The following is a 16288-nucleotide window of genomic DNA, read 5'->3' as shown; positions in this document are numbered from 1 at the left end:
TAGAACGCATAGCAAGGATATCAATGGATAGATTTTTCTTTAGGTAATATATCTTTTACAATGCGACGAATCGTTTCTGGATGGCATCCGTAATGGGTGGCAATTTCAGCTATGGAAAGTCCTTCTCGTTGGTGGAAGATCTGTATAGCATGGGCGAAGTCGCGGATACGTCGTGCTTTTTGATAGACCCCATGACGGATTAATAGATTACGAATAGTATGATACTTAGTCTGATAGGTGCTCGCTAATTGTTGTAAGGAGGTACCTTGTACATAGTCAGAAATAATGGAGTATGTAGGAAGTTGATCTTTATTCCCACGTAATATAATCCCTTGTTCTCGTAATCTCGAGGCAATGGTAGAGGCTTTGACGTCATATAGTTTACCAATATGAATGGTAGAGAGTTTGTGTTGTGTATAGAGATGACAAATATCATCGATAGGTAAGTCAATGCGTTTCATACTATTTCGAAGAGGAATACCATGACGTTGTAAGATATGAATAATCGTAGAAGGTGCCACCTGTAATTCTCGACCAATCATGGCGGCACTAGATCCTTTATCGTAGGATTCTAGGATATAGGAGATAGGTAATGCTGTTAGGGAAGAACTAGGGCGAGGTTCTTTTAGGTGCCATTCATGTAAACGGCTATAGATGGTTCGAGAGGACACATGAAAGTGCTGGGCGATGGCGTTGATGGATGTACCACTTGTATAGAGTGCAATTAGTTCCTCTTTGGGGATGCAGGGAGTTCTATTGTGAAAAGGAATCTCATAGTCTCGTAGGCGTTGACAAATAGTGCTTTGACTGCAGTGTAATTGCTTGGCAATAGTGCTTGTGCTCATGTGTTTCGTCACATATAGGTGGTATAGTAATTCATAAGGAATGGGAATGATGAACTTTTTTTGCTGCCTCATAAGATGCCTCCTTGTGAAAGATAGATTACTTTCAGTATGCATAGAATGAAGCATGTTGTCTACTCACTGGTAGGAGAGTGTATGACTGGTAGGAAATTTTCTATCACCTATGGAGGAAGGAGACGACTATCGTGTATAATAAAAGGAACAGTTTTAATGATAGAAGGAGATACTATGAAAGATATGATTCATTATATTGCGATGCTGCCAGCTATCGCTATTGCTATATCTATATTTAACTATGCTCAGGCGAAGATGGCCATCCACCTAGGGGATACGACACCGAGACAATGGGGGAGAGATACAATCAATCCCTTTGCTCATATTGATTTACTTGGTATTTTGGTGATGCTCATTGCTAGCGTAGGGTGGAGTAAACCAATTCCATTTTCACCGTATCACTTTAAAAATCCACGGACAGGGATGATACAAATTGCTTTAGCAGGTCTAGGCGCTAATATTTTAGTGGCATTCTTAGCCTATGCTGGTATGTCTGTGGCTATGCAAGTCAGCACAGTGAGCACAGGTTTACAAATGGTTATGTCCTATATTGTGACACTGTGCATCGGATTTGGTGTCTTTAACATGTTACCAGTGCCTGGCTTTATAGGATTTTATGTGCTATTGCAATATGTGCCTTATGAATGGCAAGAAAAATTATTGGGCGCTCAGTTATGGTTCTTTATCGGTATTTTGGTATTGGGACAATTTGGATTCTTAGGAGCCATCATCCGTCCAGTATTTGCAGTGATTTTAGGTGTTTTTGAAAGTATAGTTCAGTTGATTCTATAACAGAATAGTATGCGTTTTTTGTATATATAGATAGTTATTGTATTTGGTTATAGAAATAATTCATAATTAAAAATAAATCTTGCTAGTCATTCTCAGAAGGTGTAGAATAAAAGTATTATAAATTTTATATTTCATAGGAGGGTATCCATCATGAAAAAAAGTAAGTTAGCAATTCTTGCATTAGCTTTAGTAGGTGCAGTCTCTGTAGGAGCAAATGCGTCTGCACATGGCGTATGGTTTGCAGAACGTATTGATCAACCAACATTAGTATTAGGGGAAGGTCCTGTAGATAACGGATATATGCCATCTATGGTAAAAAGTTTTGAAGCATATGATGTAGCGTATAATCCGCTAAACGTGAAAGTAATTCCTCATGAGCACAATGTAACTATCGAAAAAAATGAAATGTTAGGCACAACAGCAACTACATTTGACTATGGTTACTTTACAAAAGATAAAGACGGTAAAACGCATAAAGCTATGATGAAAGATGTACCAAATGCGGTAAAATCTACTCATGCAGTAAAATACAATGTAAACTACTGGAATGCAGCAGTAAAACCTGAACGTTTGAATATGCCAATCGAAATCGTTCCAAGTGTTAACCCATTGACATTGCGTAAAGGCGACACTTATGAAATCCAAGTGTTCAAAGATGGCATGCCTTATGCTAACGCTCCATTGATCAAAGACGTTCTTAACGACTTGACTAATGAAAGCCAAGCTGACGCGCAAGGTAAAGCAATGGTTACAGTAGCTGCTAACGGCGTGAACGTAGTAGGCGTAGAAGTAGCATTCCCAACTGAAACAAAAGGAGAACAAACTAAATACTTCTCTAGCTTGTCCTTTACGATTCAACCAGAGTAAAACGTCACTTGCGATGCTATGAAAACTTGTGGCACGCATTGAGTGGTTACATGAACGAGCGCGACACATTCCTCCACAAACTGATCCTACGGTAGGTTTGCTCCGGAATATGTCGCGCTCGTTTTGTATTTGTGTAATTCAATCAAGATGGGCGCCACAAGTTTTTTACGCCTAACTGCGTTCCTTTGGGGAAGTTTCTTTATATACAAGCAATATATAAGAATGAGTTTTAAAATTTATTAACGATTTGCGAAATTTCGTAGTATAATCTAAGTATAGAAGGGTCACCGACGTGAGTTGGGCTCATCTCTTCCTAATATGGGAGGAGGTGGTACTATGACACTATTCGAAGTTTTAATGTTATTAATTCAGTTCGGATTGCTTGTTGTAGCAGTTTTGACTTATATGCAAATGTAAGTGAAAAGCCTAACGTCAAAATAAGTGTTCGCAGCACTTATACACGTTAGGCATTATCACTTTTTTAGTTGTTTGAGATGAGCCTAACGCCTTGTACACGTTGATGGCTCTTCTTATTTATGTCTATATTCTAGCATATTTCTAGAAAAAATACTACTTGTTTCGCTAGTTAGCCTGTGGCGTTCTTAACTGAATATAGAAAAGGGAAGAGCACGACATATTCCAACCCGAATTTATCTTGCGGTAAGTTTGATCTGGAACATATCGTGCTCTTCTCTCTAGCAGTTCAACTCATTGATCTATTTAAATAAACAATGAAAAAGCCTAACACCGTTCCACGTTTGTAGCTCTTCCTGTTGATACTATGAAAAAGTTAGCAATTGCATCTTTATTGATATAAATTTGTATACTTTTCATAGCATTCATAGACCTACCCATAGTCTACCACAACTTGCAGAGAAATACTAGTCTTGATATGGTAGTGGACACTGTTTAGGTGTTTGCTAGAATGCGATTAACTATACTCTGTATGAAATCATTATAATTCATTTAGTGTGTTATAATGAATGTAGTTATAAGAAGATACTTGTATGTGGCAATGTATGTAAAGGGAATACGATGCAGATATTAACTACACAGCTTGAGATTGATCAAACAGATCAAGATATAGATAGTCTTTTAAAGACGCTGTTAAAAGATAAGACCACACAACGGAATATTGTTTGGGCATCTCAATCCTATGAGGGGATGGGAAAGTCCTTTTGTAGTGATCAACCGATTCGACGAAGTTTATTAGTAGGAAAACACCAATCCATTATACAACCAAGGGTGGCAAAGCATGCTCGTAAGCAAGAGCAACGAACACGGTCTAGTGGTGAGGTGTTTACGCCACCATGGCTAGTGGACAAACAGGTGTCTGCTGTGCTAGAGGAATGGAAAGGTATGACTCTGAAAGAGTGGGTGGCTCTTCGCTGGTTAGAACTTGCTTGCGGTGAAGCGCCGTATATCGTGACTCGCTACGACTCTGTTACGGGCGATAGTATTCCAGTGCCAAAACGAGTGGGATTTTTAGATAGAAAACTACAACGAATTAGCCAAGAGGTGACTTCTGAAAAAGAATTTATCAAACTAGCAAAGATTGCCTATGAAAGTACCTATGGGTATGAACTGCAAGGGGATTCCTTGCTATTAGCACGAGAAAATTTATTGCTATCCTTCTGTGAGCATTATGAACAGAAATTTGGCATATTGCCAACGATTAAAACGGTGAAAGCCATCGCCACTATTATTGTATATAATGTCTTTCAAATGAATGGATTGACGAAACGGACGCCCTATTCTGATAGGTCTGTAAAAGAAGTGCAAATGAATTTATTTGATACAGAAACAGATAGTACACCGGCGCCTCAAGGTGATATGTTGACAGTGGTAAAAGACTGGAAGCAGAAGGAATTAGTGACCATAGAGAGTATCAGTAAAGGAGAGGGACAGATGAAGTTTGATGTTGTCATAGGTAATCCGCCATATCAGGAGCAAACAGAAGGTACAAGTGACAAGCCTATCTATAATTATATGATGGATGGAGCTGAAGAGGTATCGGATAGAGTATGTTTAATTACTCCGGCTCGATTTCTATTTAATGCGGGAAAAACTCCGAAGGAATGGAATCGTAAAAAGTTGAACGATCCACACTTTAAAGTGTTGTATTATGAACAAGACTCATCAAAGGTCTTTCCTAATACAGATATTAAAGGTGGAGTGGCAATTACCTATAAGGATAAAGAGAAAGAGTTTGGAGAAATCGGCACATTTACGGCTTTTCCTGAATTAAATAGTATATATCATAAAGTATATGAATCTGATGGCTTTGAAACATTTAGTGATTTAATATATGCTCCTGAAAGTTATAAACTAACGGACAAGTTACATAGCGATTATCCAGAAGCGGAAATGAAATTAAGTAAAGGCCATAAATATGATGTGACAACGAATATATTTGATAAGCTACCTGAGGTATTTAAATCTGGACTATCAAATGAAGATATACAAGAAGATTATATTCAGATTATAGGTCGTGAAAATAATGCTAGGGCTTATAAATGGGTGAGAAGAGACTATATTAATGGACCAGAAAATTTAGGGAAATATAAAGTCATTTTACCTAAATCTAATGGTACGGGTGCTATTGGGGAAGTGTTATCCACACCCCTAATCGGGGAACCCCTAATCGGGCATGCTCAAACTTTTTTATCCGTTGGGAATTTTGAATCCGTTGATACTGCAAGGTCATGTATGAAATATATAAAATCTAAGTTTGCTAGGACTTTATTAGGCGTATTAAAGGTTACACAACATAATCCTAAAAATACGTGGCGTTTCGTCCCCCTCCAAGACTTTACGGTCGATTCTGATATCGACTGGTCACAGTCGATTGAAGATATCGACCGTCAGTTGTATCGTAAATATGGACTTTCACAAGATGAGATAGAGTTTATTGAATCGAAAGTGAGGGCTATGGACTGATGAGAACGACCATACAAACGAAAAAGCAAGTAGAACCAAAGATTTACGCCTATACGTTGCCGGCTGTGCCAAGTCATGAGGGTTGGATTAAGATTGGCTATACGGAGCGAGAGGTGCAGGTTCGTGTGAATGAACAGGTACATACATCTGGGGTTGATGCGGATATTTTGTGGCATCATGCTGCAGAATATACAGAAGATCCCGATAAAGGGATCAACTTTAAAGACCATGACTTTCACCAGTTTTTAAAATATCATGATGTGAAGCGTAAAACAAAAACGGAATGGTTTTATTTTAATAACCATCCAGAAGATGCAGAGCGACTGTTTCATAAGTTTGCGCGTCATGATACATCTGGTTATCAGCCAGGGCAACAGTGTGAATATGTGTTGCGTAGGGAGCAAGAAGAAGCGGTAGTGAAAACCCTAGCCTATTTTCAATCTCATGAAAAAGGAGAGTTTTTGTGGAATGCTAAACCACGGTTTGGTAAAACCTTAGCGGCCTATGATTTAGTGAAACGCCTAAATGTGACAAATGTTTTGGTGCTCACCAATCGCCCTGCGGTAGCTAATTCTTGGTATGATGATTTTCATAAATTTATGGCAGGGAATACGAAGTATAAGTTCGTAAGCAGTGCAGAATCACTAAAACATCGTACCGCTATGAGTCGTGATGAATTTACCAACTGTGCGAAAGATTGTGAAGACATAGGTCAAATTGCATTTATTAGTTTACAAGATTTAAAGGGGGCTACTTTTTTTGGTGGTCAACATAACAAGCTAGAATGGGTGGCCGATTTAATGTGGGACCTAGTTATCATCGATGAATCTCATGAGGGAGTTGATACTTGGAAAACAGATTTTGCATTTAAGCAAATTCAAAGAAGATGGACGCTTCATTTGTCGGGCACTCCTTTTAAATCCATTGCGAAAGGTCGTTTTGGAGAGGAACAAATTTATCATTGGTCCTATGCAGATGAACAACGGGCGAAACGTGATTGGGATTCTAGCAGTGAAAGCGAAAATCCTTATGAATCCTTACCAGAGCTCAACATGTTTACCTATCAAATGTCACACATGATTACAGATGTGGTACGAGAAGGAGTTCACATTGATGGGGAAACCTATGACTTTGCTTTTGATTTAAATGAATTTTTTGCAACAAAAGAGAGCGGTGAATTTATCCATATTGATGCGGTGAAAGCTTGGTTAGATACATTGACAAGGAATGAGAAATATCCATTTTCTACGAAAGAGTTGCGAAATGAGTTAAAGCATACATTCTGGCTCTTAGATCGAGTAGATTCTGCGAAGGCGCTCAAACGATTGTTAGAGGAACATCCTACCTTTGAAAACTATGGTATCGTATTGGCTGCTGGTTTTGGTAATGCTTATACGTCTGATGAGGGGAATGAAAATCTTCGTTCCTTGGAAGCGGTACGAACAGCGATTAAGGATAAGGAACGGACCATAACACTTTCAGTAGGTCAGCTCACCACAGGCGTGACGGTGCCAGAGTGGACGGGTGTTATGATGCTGTGCAATATGAAGTCACCTGCATTGTATATGCAAGCGGCATTTCGAGCACAAAACCCCTATGCTTGGGTAGAAAAAGGTATACATTATCGTAAAGAGCGTGCCTACGTATTTGATTTTGCGCCAGAACGGACCCTCATAGTATATGACCAATTTGCCAATGATTTGCGGTCTACTACTGCAAATGGTGCTGGAACGAGTTCAGATAGAAAAGAAAACATAGGGGAGTTACTGAACTTTTTCCCTGTCATTGCAGAGGATACAGATGGTTGCATGGTGGAAATCGATGCTACTCAAGTGTTGACTATACCTCGACAAATTAAGGCACAAGAGGTTGTGAAACGTGGATTTATGTCGAATTTCTTGTTTGATAACATGGCGAATGTATTCCGAGCAACGCAAGCTGTCTTGGATATTTTGGAAGAACTGCCAGTGGCTGACCAAGGTAGAATTGTGATGGGCGATGTGCTTGATATTGAGGATGTGGAATTGGATGAGGATAATCGTCCAGTGGTACCAGAGGAAATTGTGGTAAATCGTCAAGGTGAACTGTTTGGGGATAGATTGCGCGCCTCTATTGAACACATTGAGACTACTGTACGTCAACAGGAAACGAAACCAACGGCAGAAGAAATTGTTAGGGAGATTACTACCCCCTATATTGGTCCTATTGCTACAGAAATGCAAGATACATATGGTCTGAAAAACAGAAGTGTACAACGGCTTGAAAGAGACATAAAAAGTGCCATAGAAGATACGGTTCGTAAGAATGATGCTGAACAAGCGATAGCTATTGCTCATACACATCGGGAATTTACAGATAAGATGAACGAGGCAACTAGTGAAGCGGAAAAAGAAACGCTTATCGTAAAGCGTGAGGAAGCAATCCGTGTAGTAGAAGAAGAACATCAAGCGAAATTGGCTGATAAATTGAAAGAAACTTTGGAAAACTTGCCAAAACAATTAATTCGTCAACAAGAGGAAGAAGTGTTACAAAAACGGGTGAATGGTGACGAAGAAAAAATTCGTGGTCATTTGCGTGGATTTGCCAGAACTATACCAAGTTTCTTGATGGCTTATGGCGATGCGAATCTAACCTTAGACAACTTTGATACCTATGTGGATGAAGATGTATTCTTAGAGGTAACGGGAATTACATTGGAACAGTTTAGGTACTTGCGAGATGGTGGTGAAGGGTTTGCAGGACAGCTATTTGATGCATCGACATTTAATGAATCTATTCAAGAGTTTTTGCGGAAAAAACTGGAATTAGCGAATTACTTTGAAGATAGTTCAGAAGATATTTTTGACTATATTCCACCACAACAAACGAATCAGATTTTTACACCGAAAAAAATAGTGAAACAAATGGTAGATGCATTAGAAAAAGAGAATCCTCATATATTTGAAGATTCTTCGAAAACATTTATTGATTTGTATATGAAATCTGGATTGTACATTGCTGAGATCGTGAAACGTTTATATAATAATACTACGATGAAAGTTGAGTTCCCAAAAGATGAAGAACGATTAGCACATATTCTTGAATATCAGGTATATGGATTTGCGCCATCTACTATTATTTATAAAATTGCTATGAATTTTATTTTTGGTCCTATTGGTGAAAGTGTTTGTCGAGATCACTTTGTACAGGTGGATACAATTCCTTATGCGAAAGAAGGAAAAATGCAAGAATTAGTAGATACGTATTTCGGGTAGTCACTTATCCCGTTATGTAGCCTGTGGGACATCTCTTGTATCACTATGACATATCGTAGCGTTCTAGTAGGCTGATATAGCAAAATAAACGAGCACCATATTCCTGAACAAACCTACCGTAGGATCAGTTTGAGAAGGAATATGTTGCTCGTTTTGTGTTTGCTCAATAATGGAAAAAAGAACGCTACGGTGTGTCTACTCGAGACTGCGTTCTTTGGGGAAAATTCGCATCGAAATATAAACGATTTGAAGAATTTTGTGATATAATGAACTTAAAGAGTCATCAACGTGTTGTTGGGCTCATCTCTTCCTGTGATGGGAGGAGGTGGTACTATGACGAAGTATGAAGAGATTAGTTTAATCATTTCTATTTTGACATTGGTAGTTAACATCATTACCTTATATAAGTAAGCAATGAAAACGCCTAACGTAAAAGAGGTCTCTCACACCTCAACACGTTAGGCATCATCACTTTTAAAGTTGTTTGAGATGAGCCTAACGCCGTTCACACGTTGATGGCTCTTCTTTATATATATATATTTTAGCATACTTTTAGAAAAAATACTACCTGTATCTACGTACTTTAGTGTGGAATCTTAAGGTATTTTAGTAGGCCTTTATCCATCTGTTCGTGACTCAAGCTCTTGAAAGCTATCCCGTACTTGATGAGCAAATCTTGCTAGCCATTAGCATAGAAAATAAAAAAGCCATTGCCGTTGCGAACTCTCTTATAAATTATACATATGGAATGTTAGCGTGTTTAGTACTGCTTGCGGATAATAATTCATATAAAACAATATCTAAATATATTATTCTATCGATTAAAGAGTTTAATTCCTGAAATTTACGGGAATTAAACTCTTTTGCTTTGTGAAGGAAAACTGAAAATATCGGATTTGATAAATATAGTAAATGCAGCCTTTCTTGATAAAAATGAGTCAAAAAAATCTCAAAAAGTAATTGACAGATGTCTAGTCAGAGAATATACTTAAGGTAATTTAAAACCTATTTAGGAGTAGGGTTTAAAACCTACAAGTATAGTGTTTTAAAAATCGAAATAAAAGTAGAATATGTTTTCATGTTATTGACGGTTGGCCTATGTAGGCCCCTAGGAGGTTCATTATGAGTAAAGATGTGGAAAACAAAAATACCCATGACCATAGCCATGGCGAACATCATCACCATCATGATCATGACAATCATCATGACCATTGCCATTGTGGCGGTCACCATCACGACCATGATCACAGTCATGACAAAGCACTACCAACGGATAAATGGGTGCCACACACTCATGAACCAGGCGTGCCTCATGAACATGGTGTAAATGACTACATGAAAGCCGTTGCTGAATATCGAAAAACATGGCCTACCAAACAAGATGTTATCGAACAAACACCAGATCCTGCTGTGCGCGAAATGATTCTCCGCATGGAGCAAATTGGTTGCGATACAGTATTTGATCGTTTTGATAAACAACAACCACAATGTACATTTGGTATTGCTGGTATATGTTGTCGTATCTGTTTCATGGGCCCTTGTAAAATTACACCTAAGAGTCCTCGCGGTGTCTGCGGTGCGGATGCTGACCTCATCGTAGCTCGTAATATGACACGTGCTGCTGCAGGTGGTTTGACTCAACATGGTGCGCATGCTCGTGAAATTTTGATTTCTTTGAAAGCTGCTGCTAATGACCAATTGGATATTCCGATTTTAGGGGAAGAAAAAATCCGTACTGTATGTAAGGCTTTCAACATCCCTGAAGAAGGTCGTTCTTTAAAAGAAGTAGCTAATGATTTAGCGGATGTATTGCTCGAAGATTTGAGCCGTGCATTGCCAGGTGAATATAAAACAATTACAGCGTTGGCTCCTGCAGAGCGTCGCGAAGTTTGGAAAAACTTGGATATCTTGCCTGTTTCCGCATACAATGAAGCCTTTGATGCATATCATCGTACAACCGTAGGTACAGATGGCGATTGGGAAAGTAATATGAAACAATTCTTGCGTTGTGGTCTTGCTTTCACATTTACTGGTGTAGTAGCTGCAGATATCGCTACTGATGCATTATTCGGTCAAGGCGGTCGCCGTACATCCAAAGTTAATATTGGTGCTTTGAAAAAAGGTTATGTTAATATAGCTGTTCATGGTCACTTACCAACATTGGTTTCTCAAATTTGTACAATTGGTGCGTCCGAAGAGTATTTAGAAAAAGCAAAAGCTATCGGTGCTAAAGGCATCCAATTCTACGGTATTTGCTGCTCTGGCTTATCCAGTATGTACCGTTATGAAAATGTAATTCCATTGTGTAATGCTATCGGTGCTGAACTTGTACTTGGTACTGGCGCTCTTGATTGCTGGGTAGCTGACGTTCAAGACGTATATCCTGCTATCATGGACGTAGCACGTTGCTTTAACACAAAAGTTATTACTACATCTGATGCAGCTCGTTTGCCAGGTGCTGAGCATATCGGTTACGATCATCACCATACTAACTTGTCTGAGACAAAAGAATTGGCGCGCAAAATTTTGGATCGTGCTCTTGAAGCGCATGAATTGCGTAAAGGTATGCCTGTATTCATTCCACCATACGAAATCACTGCAGAAGTTGGCTTCTCTCCAGAATCTACTGTTAAACATTATGGTTCCTTCAAACCATTGGCAGAGGCTTTAAAATCTGGCAAAGTTCGTGGTATCGTTAACGTAGTAGGTTGTTCTAACCCTCGCGTTATCTACGAAAAAGCTACTGTAGATATCGTTGATACACTTATTAAAAATGGTTGTATCATCTTAACAAATGGTTGTGCATCCTTCCCATTGATGAAACTTGGTTACTGTAATACAGATGCTATTAAAAAATGTAGCCCTGCATTACAAGAGTTCTTGGGTGATGATCAACCACCAGTATGGCATGTTGGTGAATGTGTAGATAATGCTCGTTCTTCTGGTATCTTTGGTGGTATTGCGGCTGAATTAGGTCTTAACTTACCACAAATGCCATTTGCAATGTCTAGTCCTGAATGGTCTAACGAAAAAGGTATCGATGCATCCCTTGGCTTCCGCCTAATGGGGATTAACTCTTACCACTGCGTTGAGCCACCTACACAAGGCTCTGATGCTGTAACAAAATGGTTGAAAGAAGACACTAAACACACATTAGGCTCTGTTATGTATGTAAATACTGATCCTGCTAAAGTAGCTGAGAAAATCTTGGCAGATATGGATGAAAAACGCGCTGCTTTAGGTTGGGCTGAAGTAAAATAGTTTATCTTTTTGATAAATTATAATTTGTAGTTAAGTATACAAACACGCTCTATAGATCTTGTAGTTATTATAAGGGCTCTATACTAAATGTTGGGGCTACTCATATAAGAGTAGCCACCAACATTTTTTTGTTGCAATAAAATAGACATATACAAACTCAAACCGTATCATTAAAAGCAACCACTCAATTAAGAAAGGATGAGTCATATATGTCTACAGTTAATTATACAGAAATTATCTTTAAAATTAAAGAGGAATATATCAAACATACAAGAGTAAATGAGGACGGATCTGTTCATTTCACACTTGAAATGCCAGTAGCTGAGCAAGTATGTCCACATTGCGGAGCACGTACTTTAGTGTGGAATCTCAAGGTATTTTAGTAGGCCTTTATCCATCTGTTCGTGACTCAAGATACATACAAAACCATGTTCCTCATGGTATAATACGATACGATGCAAGGAGGGTATATGCAGATACGAGATAGAATTATGGCCTATTGGAAAGGGCGAAGCGATGATTTTGGTGCGCTACGCATGAAGGAATTACAATCAAATCTAGCGCCACGATGGTTGCGTGAAATAACACCACATATTAAAGATACTCACCAACGTATTTTAGATTTAGGTACGGGGACGGGCTTTTTGGCATTTTTGTTGGCTCAGAAGGGTTATTCGGTAACTGGCGTAGACGTAACGAAAGAAATGATTGATGTAGCTAAAGCACAAGCTATAGAGTTACATGACTCTCTAATGGGTCAAGTTGACTTTCACTGTATGGATGCGATGAAATTAGATTTTCCAGATGAGTCTTTCGATGTGATTTTAGCGAGAAATCTAACCTGGACCTTACCAGATGTGGAAGCAGCCTATAAGGAATGGTACCGTGTGCTTGCGCCGAAAGGGGTGCTTATCAATATCGATGGTGATTATGGAGTAGAACTCAAAGTGCCTGTGGTGGCACAGCACCATATTCATGAGACAGTATCGAATGAGACTATGCAAGAATGCATTGCTATTACGGAAGGACTATCTATCAGTCGTATGGATCGCCCCCATTGGGATGTGCATATGATTCGGAAAGCAGGTTTTTCCAGAGTGTATCTAGATATGGCAGTGAGTAGCCGTATCTATGATGAAGAAGATGAATTATACAATCCAGTGCCACTCTTTTCCATTGTGGCTAGGAAATAAGGAGTAATTATGCAAACATTTGAAACTTTCAAGGTAACAGAGAAAAATAAATTCGCTATGGCTTCTGCGTTGGCGATGACTGATTTTACAAAGTGCTTTGAGCCAGTACTATTTCTATTTGGTCAAGCTGATGTGGGTAAAACACATCTATTGAAGGCGATGGAAGAAGAGGCAGTGAAACAGAATGCTGCTATCCGTGTTCGTTATGTGACAGGAGCGCAATTCATTAAAGAATACAACGACAGCGTGACCTATGGAGAAGTGGCAGATTATATGGAAGAATACTGTAAGCTACATTTATTGTTAGTGGATGATGTTCAGGATATTGTGTATAGCGATGATGAAGGAGCTAAAAAGATGTTTATGCGTCTTGTACAAGGCATGAAAGCAAAAGCTCGTCGTATGGCGGTGACGTTTGATGATACGTTTGACTCTGAAGATCGTTCTAATGAATTGCAGAATGAATTGACTGATGGAGTTGTGGCTTTCATCGAATAGAAAAATGAATAGAAGGCGGTTATTACACTGTATAACTAAGTGATATAACCTATGAAAAGAGGCGGATTTCAATCTATAGAAATCCGCCTTAATATCTGTTATACTTGGGAAGAAGAGTTTTCTATTGAGCGAGTGCTCAGGAGAGGAGAAAGTATAATGGCTATTTCAGAAGAAGTACGACAACGATTTGCAGGAGAGTTTGAAAAGTTTCAAAAAGGAATTGAGGGTTTCTTTGCGAAAGAGATTGCTCCTAAAGATTTTAAAGGTATTGGTGGAGGATTTGGTAGTTATGCGGAACGCGGATTTGAAAGCGCAATGTTGCGTTTGCGTTTCATGGGTTCTCGTATTCTTCCTTACCAAATGAAATTTCTAGTAGATTCTGTAAAAAAATATGATTTGAAATATGTACATTTCACAACAGGTCAATGTATTCAATTCCATCAATTACAAGGTGAACAAATCTTAGAATTATATAAAGACTGTTTTGAACATGACATCTATAATCGTGGTACTGGTGGAGATAATTTGCGTAATGTAACGGCAAGCCCATTACATGGAGTGCATCCTGAAGAGCCATTCGCCGTGACTCCATATTTACAAGCAGCGAGCGAATATGCGGTATCCTTAATTGGTACATTAGCATTACCACGTAAATATAAAATTGGTTTCTCCGTGGTAGACAATGAGGGCCATGCAAACTTTAAAGATTTAGGATTCTTGGCAAAAGAAAATGGTACCTTTGATGTCTATGCTGGTGGTGGCATGGGTGGTGGTTCTGCATTCGGCGTGTTAGTAGCAGAAAATGTAGATCCAAAAGAAACATTACATCATGTGGAAGGTATGATGCATTTGTATCATGAATTAGGTGAGTTTAATAACCGTGGTGCCGCTCGTTCTCGTTTCATTGCACAACGCTTAGGGGAAGCGGAGTTCCGTAAAGCGTACCATGAGTACTTAGAAAAATCTAAAGCGGCGCATGATTTAACATTATCTGTTAAACCATATACAGTGAACAAAGTGGGTACGACTACTCCAACAACATCCTTAGCAAATCCTCAAAAACAAAAAGGTTTATACTATATTCAATACAAACCATTAGTAGGTACACCTCCTATGGATGTATTTGTGAAATTATTCGATTATGTAGGTGGCTTAGAAGACACTGAAATTCGCATCTGTGGTGATGAATCTGTATATATTGTGAACTTAACTGGCGAAGAAGCAGATGCAGTGGCAGCTATTATCGCTGATACTCACGCAAAAAATAAATTTGAGCACACTGTATCTTGTGTAGGTGCAACCATTTGTCAAATCGGTTTCCAAGATTCTTCTGGACTTGTGAAAGTCATCAAAGAAGCAGTGGAAGGTGCCGGTTTATCTACCGATCGTTTGCCACAATTACATGTATCTGGATGCTTATCTTCTTGTGGTACACATCAAGTAGGCTCCTTAGGGCTTCATGGTTTTACTAAACTAGTGGATAGTAAACCGCAACCAGCTTTCAAAGTGTTCATTAACGGTAATGGTGAATTAGAAGGCCCACGTATGTCTGATGAAGTGGGTGTAGTCACAGTGGAAGATATTCCTCAATTCTTCATTGACCTTGTGAAAGCACTGGAAGTAGCAGGACAAGATTTTGACACATGGAAAGATCAACAACCAGAAGCATTCCAAGCAGTAATCAGTAAATATCTATAATGTATATAAAAACGTTCTTACTTAGGTAGGAGCGTTTTTACTTTGAGTAACTATGTACTATATTGAAGAAATTACATAGATACGGTATAATGAAAGAGATATCTCAAGATTGAGAATGCAAACTTCGTGTAGTATAGTCATGTAAGTTTTGTTCATAGAATTGTATATATAGGAGAGTCCAATGAAAAAAAGTACATTAGCCTTAGTAGGAGCTATGGCATTTGCCACAACCTTTGCAGTAGCGCCACAAGCACATGCTGAAATCAATGAATATTCTAACTTAAATGATAAAACAGTGGTGGTGCGCCAACCTGGTCAATCCATGGTATTGTCCATGCGTGAAGTAGCAGGTATCTTTGTGGGCCGTTATGTAAAAGCAGCCGTTAGCTCTATTACACTGGATCCATCAAAAGGTAATTATCAGTATGTGGTGGTAGGATATACACCGAAACAAAAAATTACCATTGATGTAGACGTAATTACTGGTAAAGTAGTGCGTGAATTCCGTTCTAGCAAAGCAAAAGATGTAGCGTCTAAAGTCTTTAATCCATTGAAAGTAATTTCCCCAAAAGAAGCGGAAGTAGCAGCTCGTGCTTTGGTAGGAGAAGGTTCTTTCACTAGAGGATGGGAAATTAAAGCGGAAAATAATGAAGTGCATTATATGGTGCGCACACAAGATAAAGATGAAAAAGAATATAGTGTAAAAGTAGATGCTGTGACAGGTCAAGCCTTAGAAAAAGGAGAACCTATCGACTGGGCAAAAATTAAAGCAGATCGCTTGCGTAATGATGGGGTAGGTAAACCATTTACATTACAAGAAGAACCAGAAGATGTAGATGCAGATCCTACGAAAACATTAAAATAGGTG

The 16288-nt window shown here is 38.8% G+C and carries 12 protein-coding genes; 11 read left to right on the top strand and 1 reads right to left on the bottom strand.

What is annotated here, in order from left to right; translation table 11 throughout:
- Positions 1-20: 20 nt before the first annotated feature.
- Entirely contained in the window at positions 21-917 is an 897-nt protein-coding gene (locus EO113_RS05180; RefSeq protein ID WP_164726335.1) for a helix-turn-helix domain-containing protein, read from the bottom strand.
- A 174-nt stretch (positions 918-1091) separates the two neighbouring features.
- Here EO113_RS05180 and EO113_RS05175 point away from each other — a divergent pair, with 174 nt between their 5' ends.
- From EO113_RS05175 to EO113_RS05130, 11 genes are all read left to right on the top strand, one after another.
- A complete protein-coding gene (locus tag EO113_RS05175; protein ID WP_127061440.1) occupies positions 1092-1709 on the top strand; it encodes a site-2 protease family protein in 618 nt (205 codons plus the stop codon).
- 150 nt (positions 1710-1859) lie between these two features.
- A complete protein-coding gene (locus EO113_RS05170; protein ID WP_127135714.1) occupies positions 1860-2576 on the top strand; it encodes a DUF4198 domain-containing protein in 717 nt (238 codons plus the stop codon).
- Positions 2577-2894: 318 nt separating this feature from the next.
- Positions 2895-2993 carry a putative holin-like toxin gene (locus EO113_RS08320; RefSeq protein ID WP_370466870.1) on the top strand — a complete coding sequence of 33 codons (99 nt, stop codon included), beginning with the start codon at positions 2895-2897 and terminating at the stop codon, positions 2991-2993.
- A 618-nt stretch (positions 2994-3611) separates the two neighbouring features.
- Positions 3612-5516, top strand: a complete 1905-nt coding sequence (locus tag EO113_RS05165) for an Eco57I restriction-modification methylase domain-containing protein (protein ID WP_127135713.1) — start codon at positions 3612-3614, stop codon at positions 5514-5516.
- The gene (locus tag EO113_RS05160; RefSeq protein ID WP_127135712.1) at positions 5516-8770 is read left to right on the top strand and encodes a DEAD/DEAH box helicase family protein; all 3255 of its coding nucleotides are present in this window, start codon (positions 5516-5518) and stop codon (positions 8768-8770) included. The genes EO113_RS05165 and EO113_RS05160 overlap by 1 nt, the downstream gene beginning before the upstream one ends.
- Before the next feature lie 1122 nt (positions 8771-9892).
- Positions 9893-12031 carry an anaerobic carbon-monoxide dehydrogenase catalytic subunit gene (gene cooS / locus EO113_RS05150; protein WP_062401644.1) on the top strand — a complete coding sequence of 713 codons (2139 nt, stop codon included), beginning with the start codon at positions 9893-9895 and terminating at the stop codon, positions 12029-12031.
- A gap of 209 nt (positions 12032-12240) precedes the next feature.
- The gene (locus tag EO113_RS08165) at positions 12241-12414 is read left to right on the top strand and encodes a hypothetical protein (protein WP_156439334.1); all 174 of its coding nucleotides are present in this window, start codon (positions 12241-12243) and stop codon (positions 12412-12414) included.
- Between the two features lie 87 nt (positions 12415-12501).
- Entirely contained in the window at positions 12502-13224 is a 723-nt protein-coding gene (locus tag EO113_RS05145) for a class I SAM-dependent methyltransferase (protein WP_164726334.1), read from the top strand.
- A 9-nt stretch (positions 13225-13233) separates the two neighbouring features.
- A complete protein-coding gene (locus EO113_RS05140; RefSeq protein WP_127062376.1) occupies positions 13234-13722 on the top strand; it encodes a DnaA ATPase domain-containing protein in 489 nt (162 codons plus the stop codon).
- A gap of 156 nt (positions 13723-13878) precedes the next feature.
- Positions 13879-15420, top strand: a complete 1542-nt coding sequence (locus tag EO113_RS05135; RefSeq protein WP_164726333.1) for a nitrite/sulfite reductase — start codon at positions 13879-13881, stop codon at positions 15418-15420.
- Positions 15421-15601: 181 nt separating this feature from the next.
- Positions 15602-16285: a PepSY domain-containing protein gene (locus EO113_RS05130; protein ID WP_009353293.1), complete on the top strand. Its 684-nt coding sequence runs from the start codon at positions 15602-15604 to the stop codon at positions 16283-16285.
- Positions 16286-16288: the final 3 nt, after the last annotated feature.

Origin of the sequence: Veillonella sp. 3913 (assembly GCF_003992235.1) — a bacterium.
In the GTDB taxonomy this organism is placed as follows: Bacteria; Bacillota; Negativicutes; order Veillonellales; family Veillonellaceae; genus F0422.
The sequence above is the reverse complement of the archived record's forward strand: the minus strand, read 5'-3'. Positions and strand labels throughout refer to the sequence as shown.

Bases quoted from the DNA above. Each gene is read 5' to 3' on its own strand.
- EO113_RS05180 (WP_164726335.1), bottom strand. From the start codon at position 917: ATGAGGCAGCAAAAAAAGTTCATCATTCCCATTCCTTATGAATTACTA.
- EO113_RS05175 (WP_127061440.1), top strand. From the start codon at position 1,092: ATGAAAGATATGATTCATTATATTGCGATGCTGCCAGCTATCGCTATT.
- EO113_RS05170 (WP_127135714.1), top strand. From the start codon at position 1,860: ATGAAAAAAAGTAAGTTAGCAATTCTTGCATTAGCTTTAGTAGGTGCA.
- EO113_RS08320 (WP_370466870.1), top strand. From the start codon at position 2,895: ATGGGAGGAGGTGGTACTATGACACTATTCGAAGTTTTAATGTTATTA.
- EO113_RS05165 (WP_127135713.1), top strand. From the start codon at position 3,612: ATGCAGATATTAACTACACAGCTTGAGATTGATCAAACAGATCAAGAT.
- EO113_RS05160 (WP_127135712.1), top strand. From the start codon at position 5,516: ATGAGAACGACCATACAAACGAAAAAGCAAGTAGAACCAAAGATTTAC.
- cooS (WP_062401644.1), top strand. From the start codon at position 9,893: ATGAGTAAAGATGTGGAAAACAAAAATACCCATGACCATAGCCATGGC.
- EO113_RS08165 (WP_156439334.1), top strand. From the start codon at position 12,241: ATGTCTACAGTTAATTATACAGAAATTATCTTTAAAATTAAAGAGGAA.
- EO113_RS05145 (WP_164726334.1), top strand. From the start codon at position 12,502: ATGCAGATACGAGATAGAATTATGGCCTATTGGAAAGGGCGAAGCGAT.
- EO113_RS05140 (WP_127062376.1), top strand. From the start codon at position 13,234: ATGCAAACATTTGAAACTTTCAAGGTAACAGAGAAAAATAAATTCGCT.
- EO113_RS05135 (WP_164726333.1), top strand. From the start codon at position 13,879: ATGGCTATTTCAGAAGAAGTACGACAACGATTTGCAGGAGAGTTTGAA.
- EO113_RS05130 (WP_009353293.1), top strand. From the start codon at position 15,602: ATGAAAAAAAGTACATTAGCCTTAGTAGGAGCTATGGCATTTGCCACA.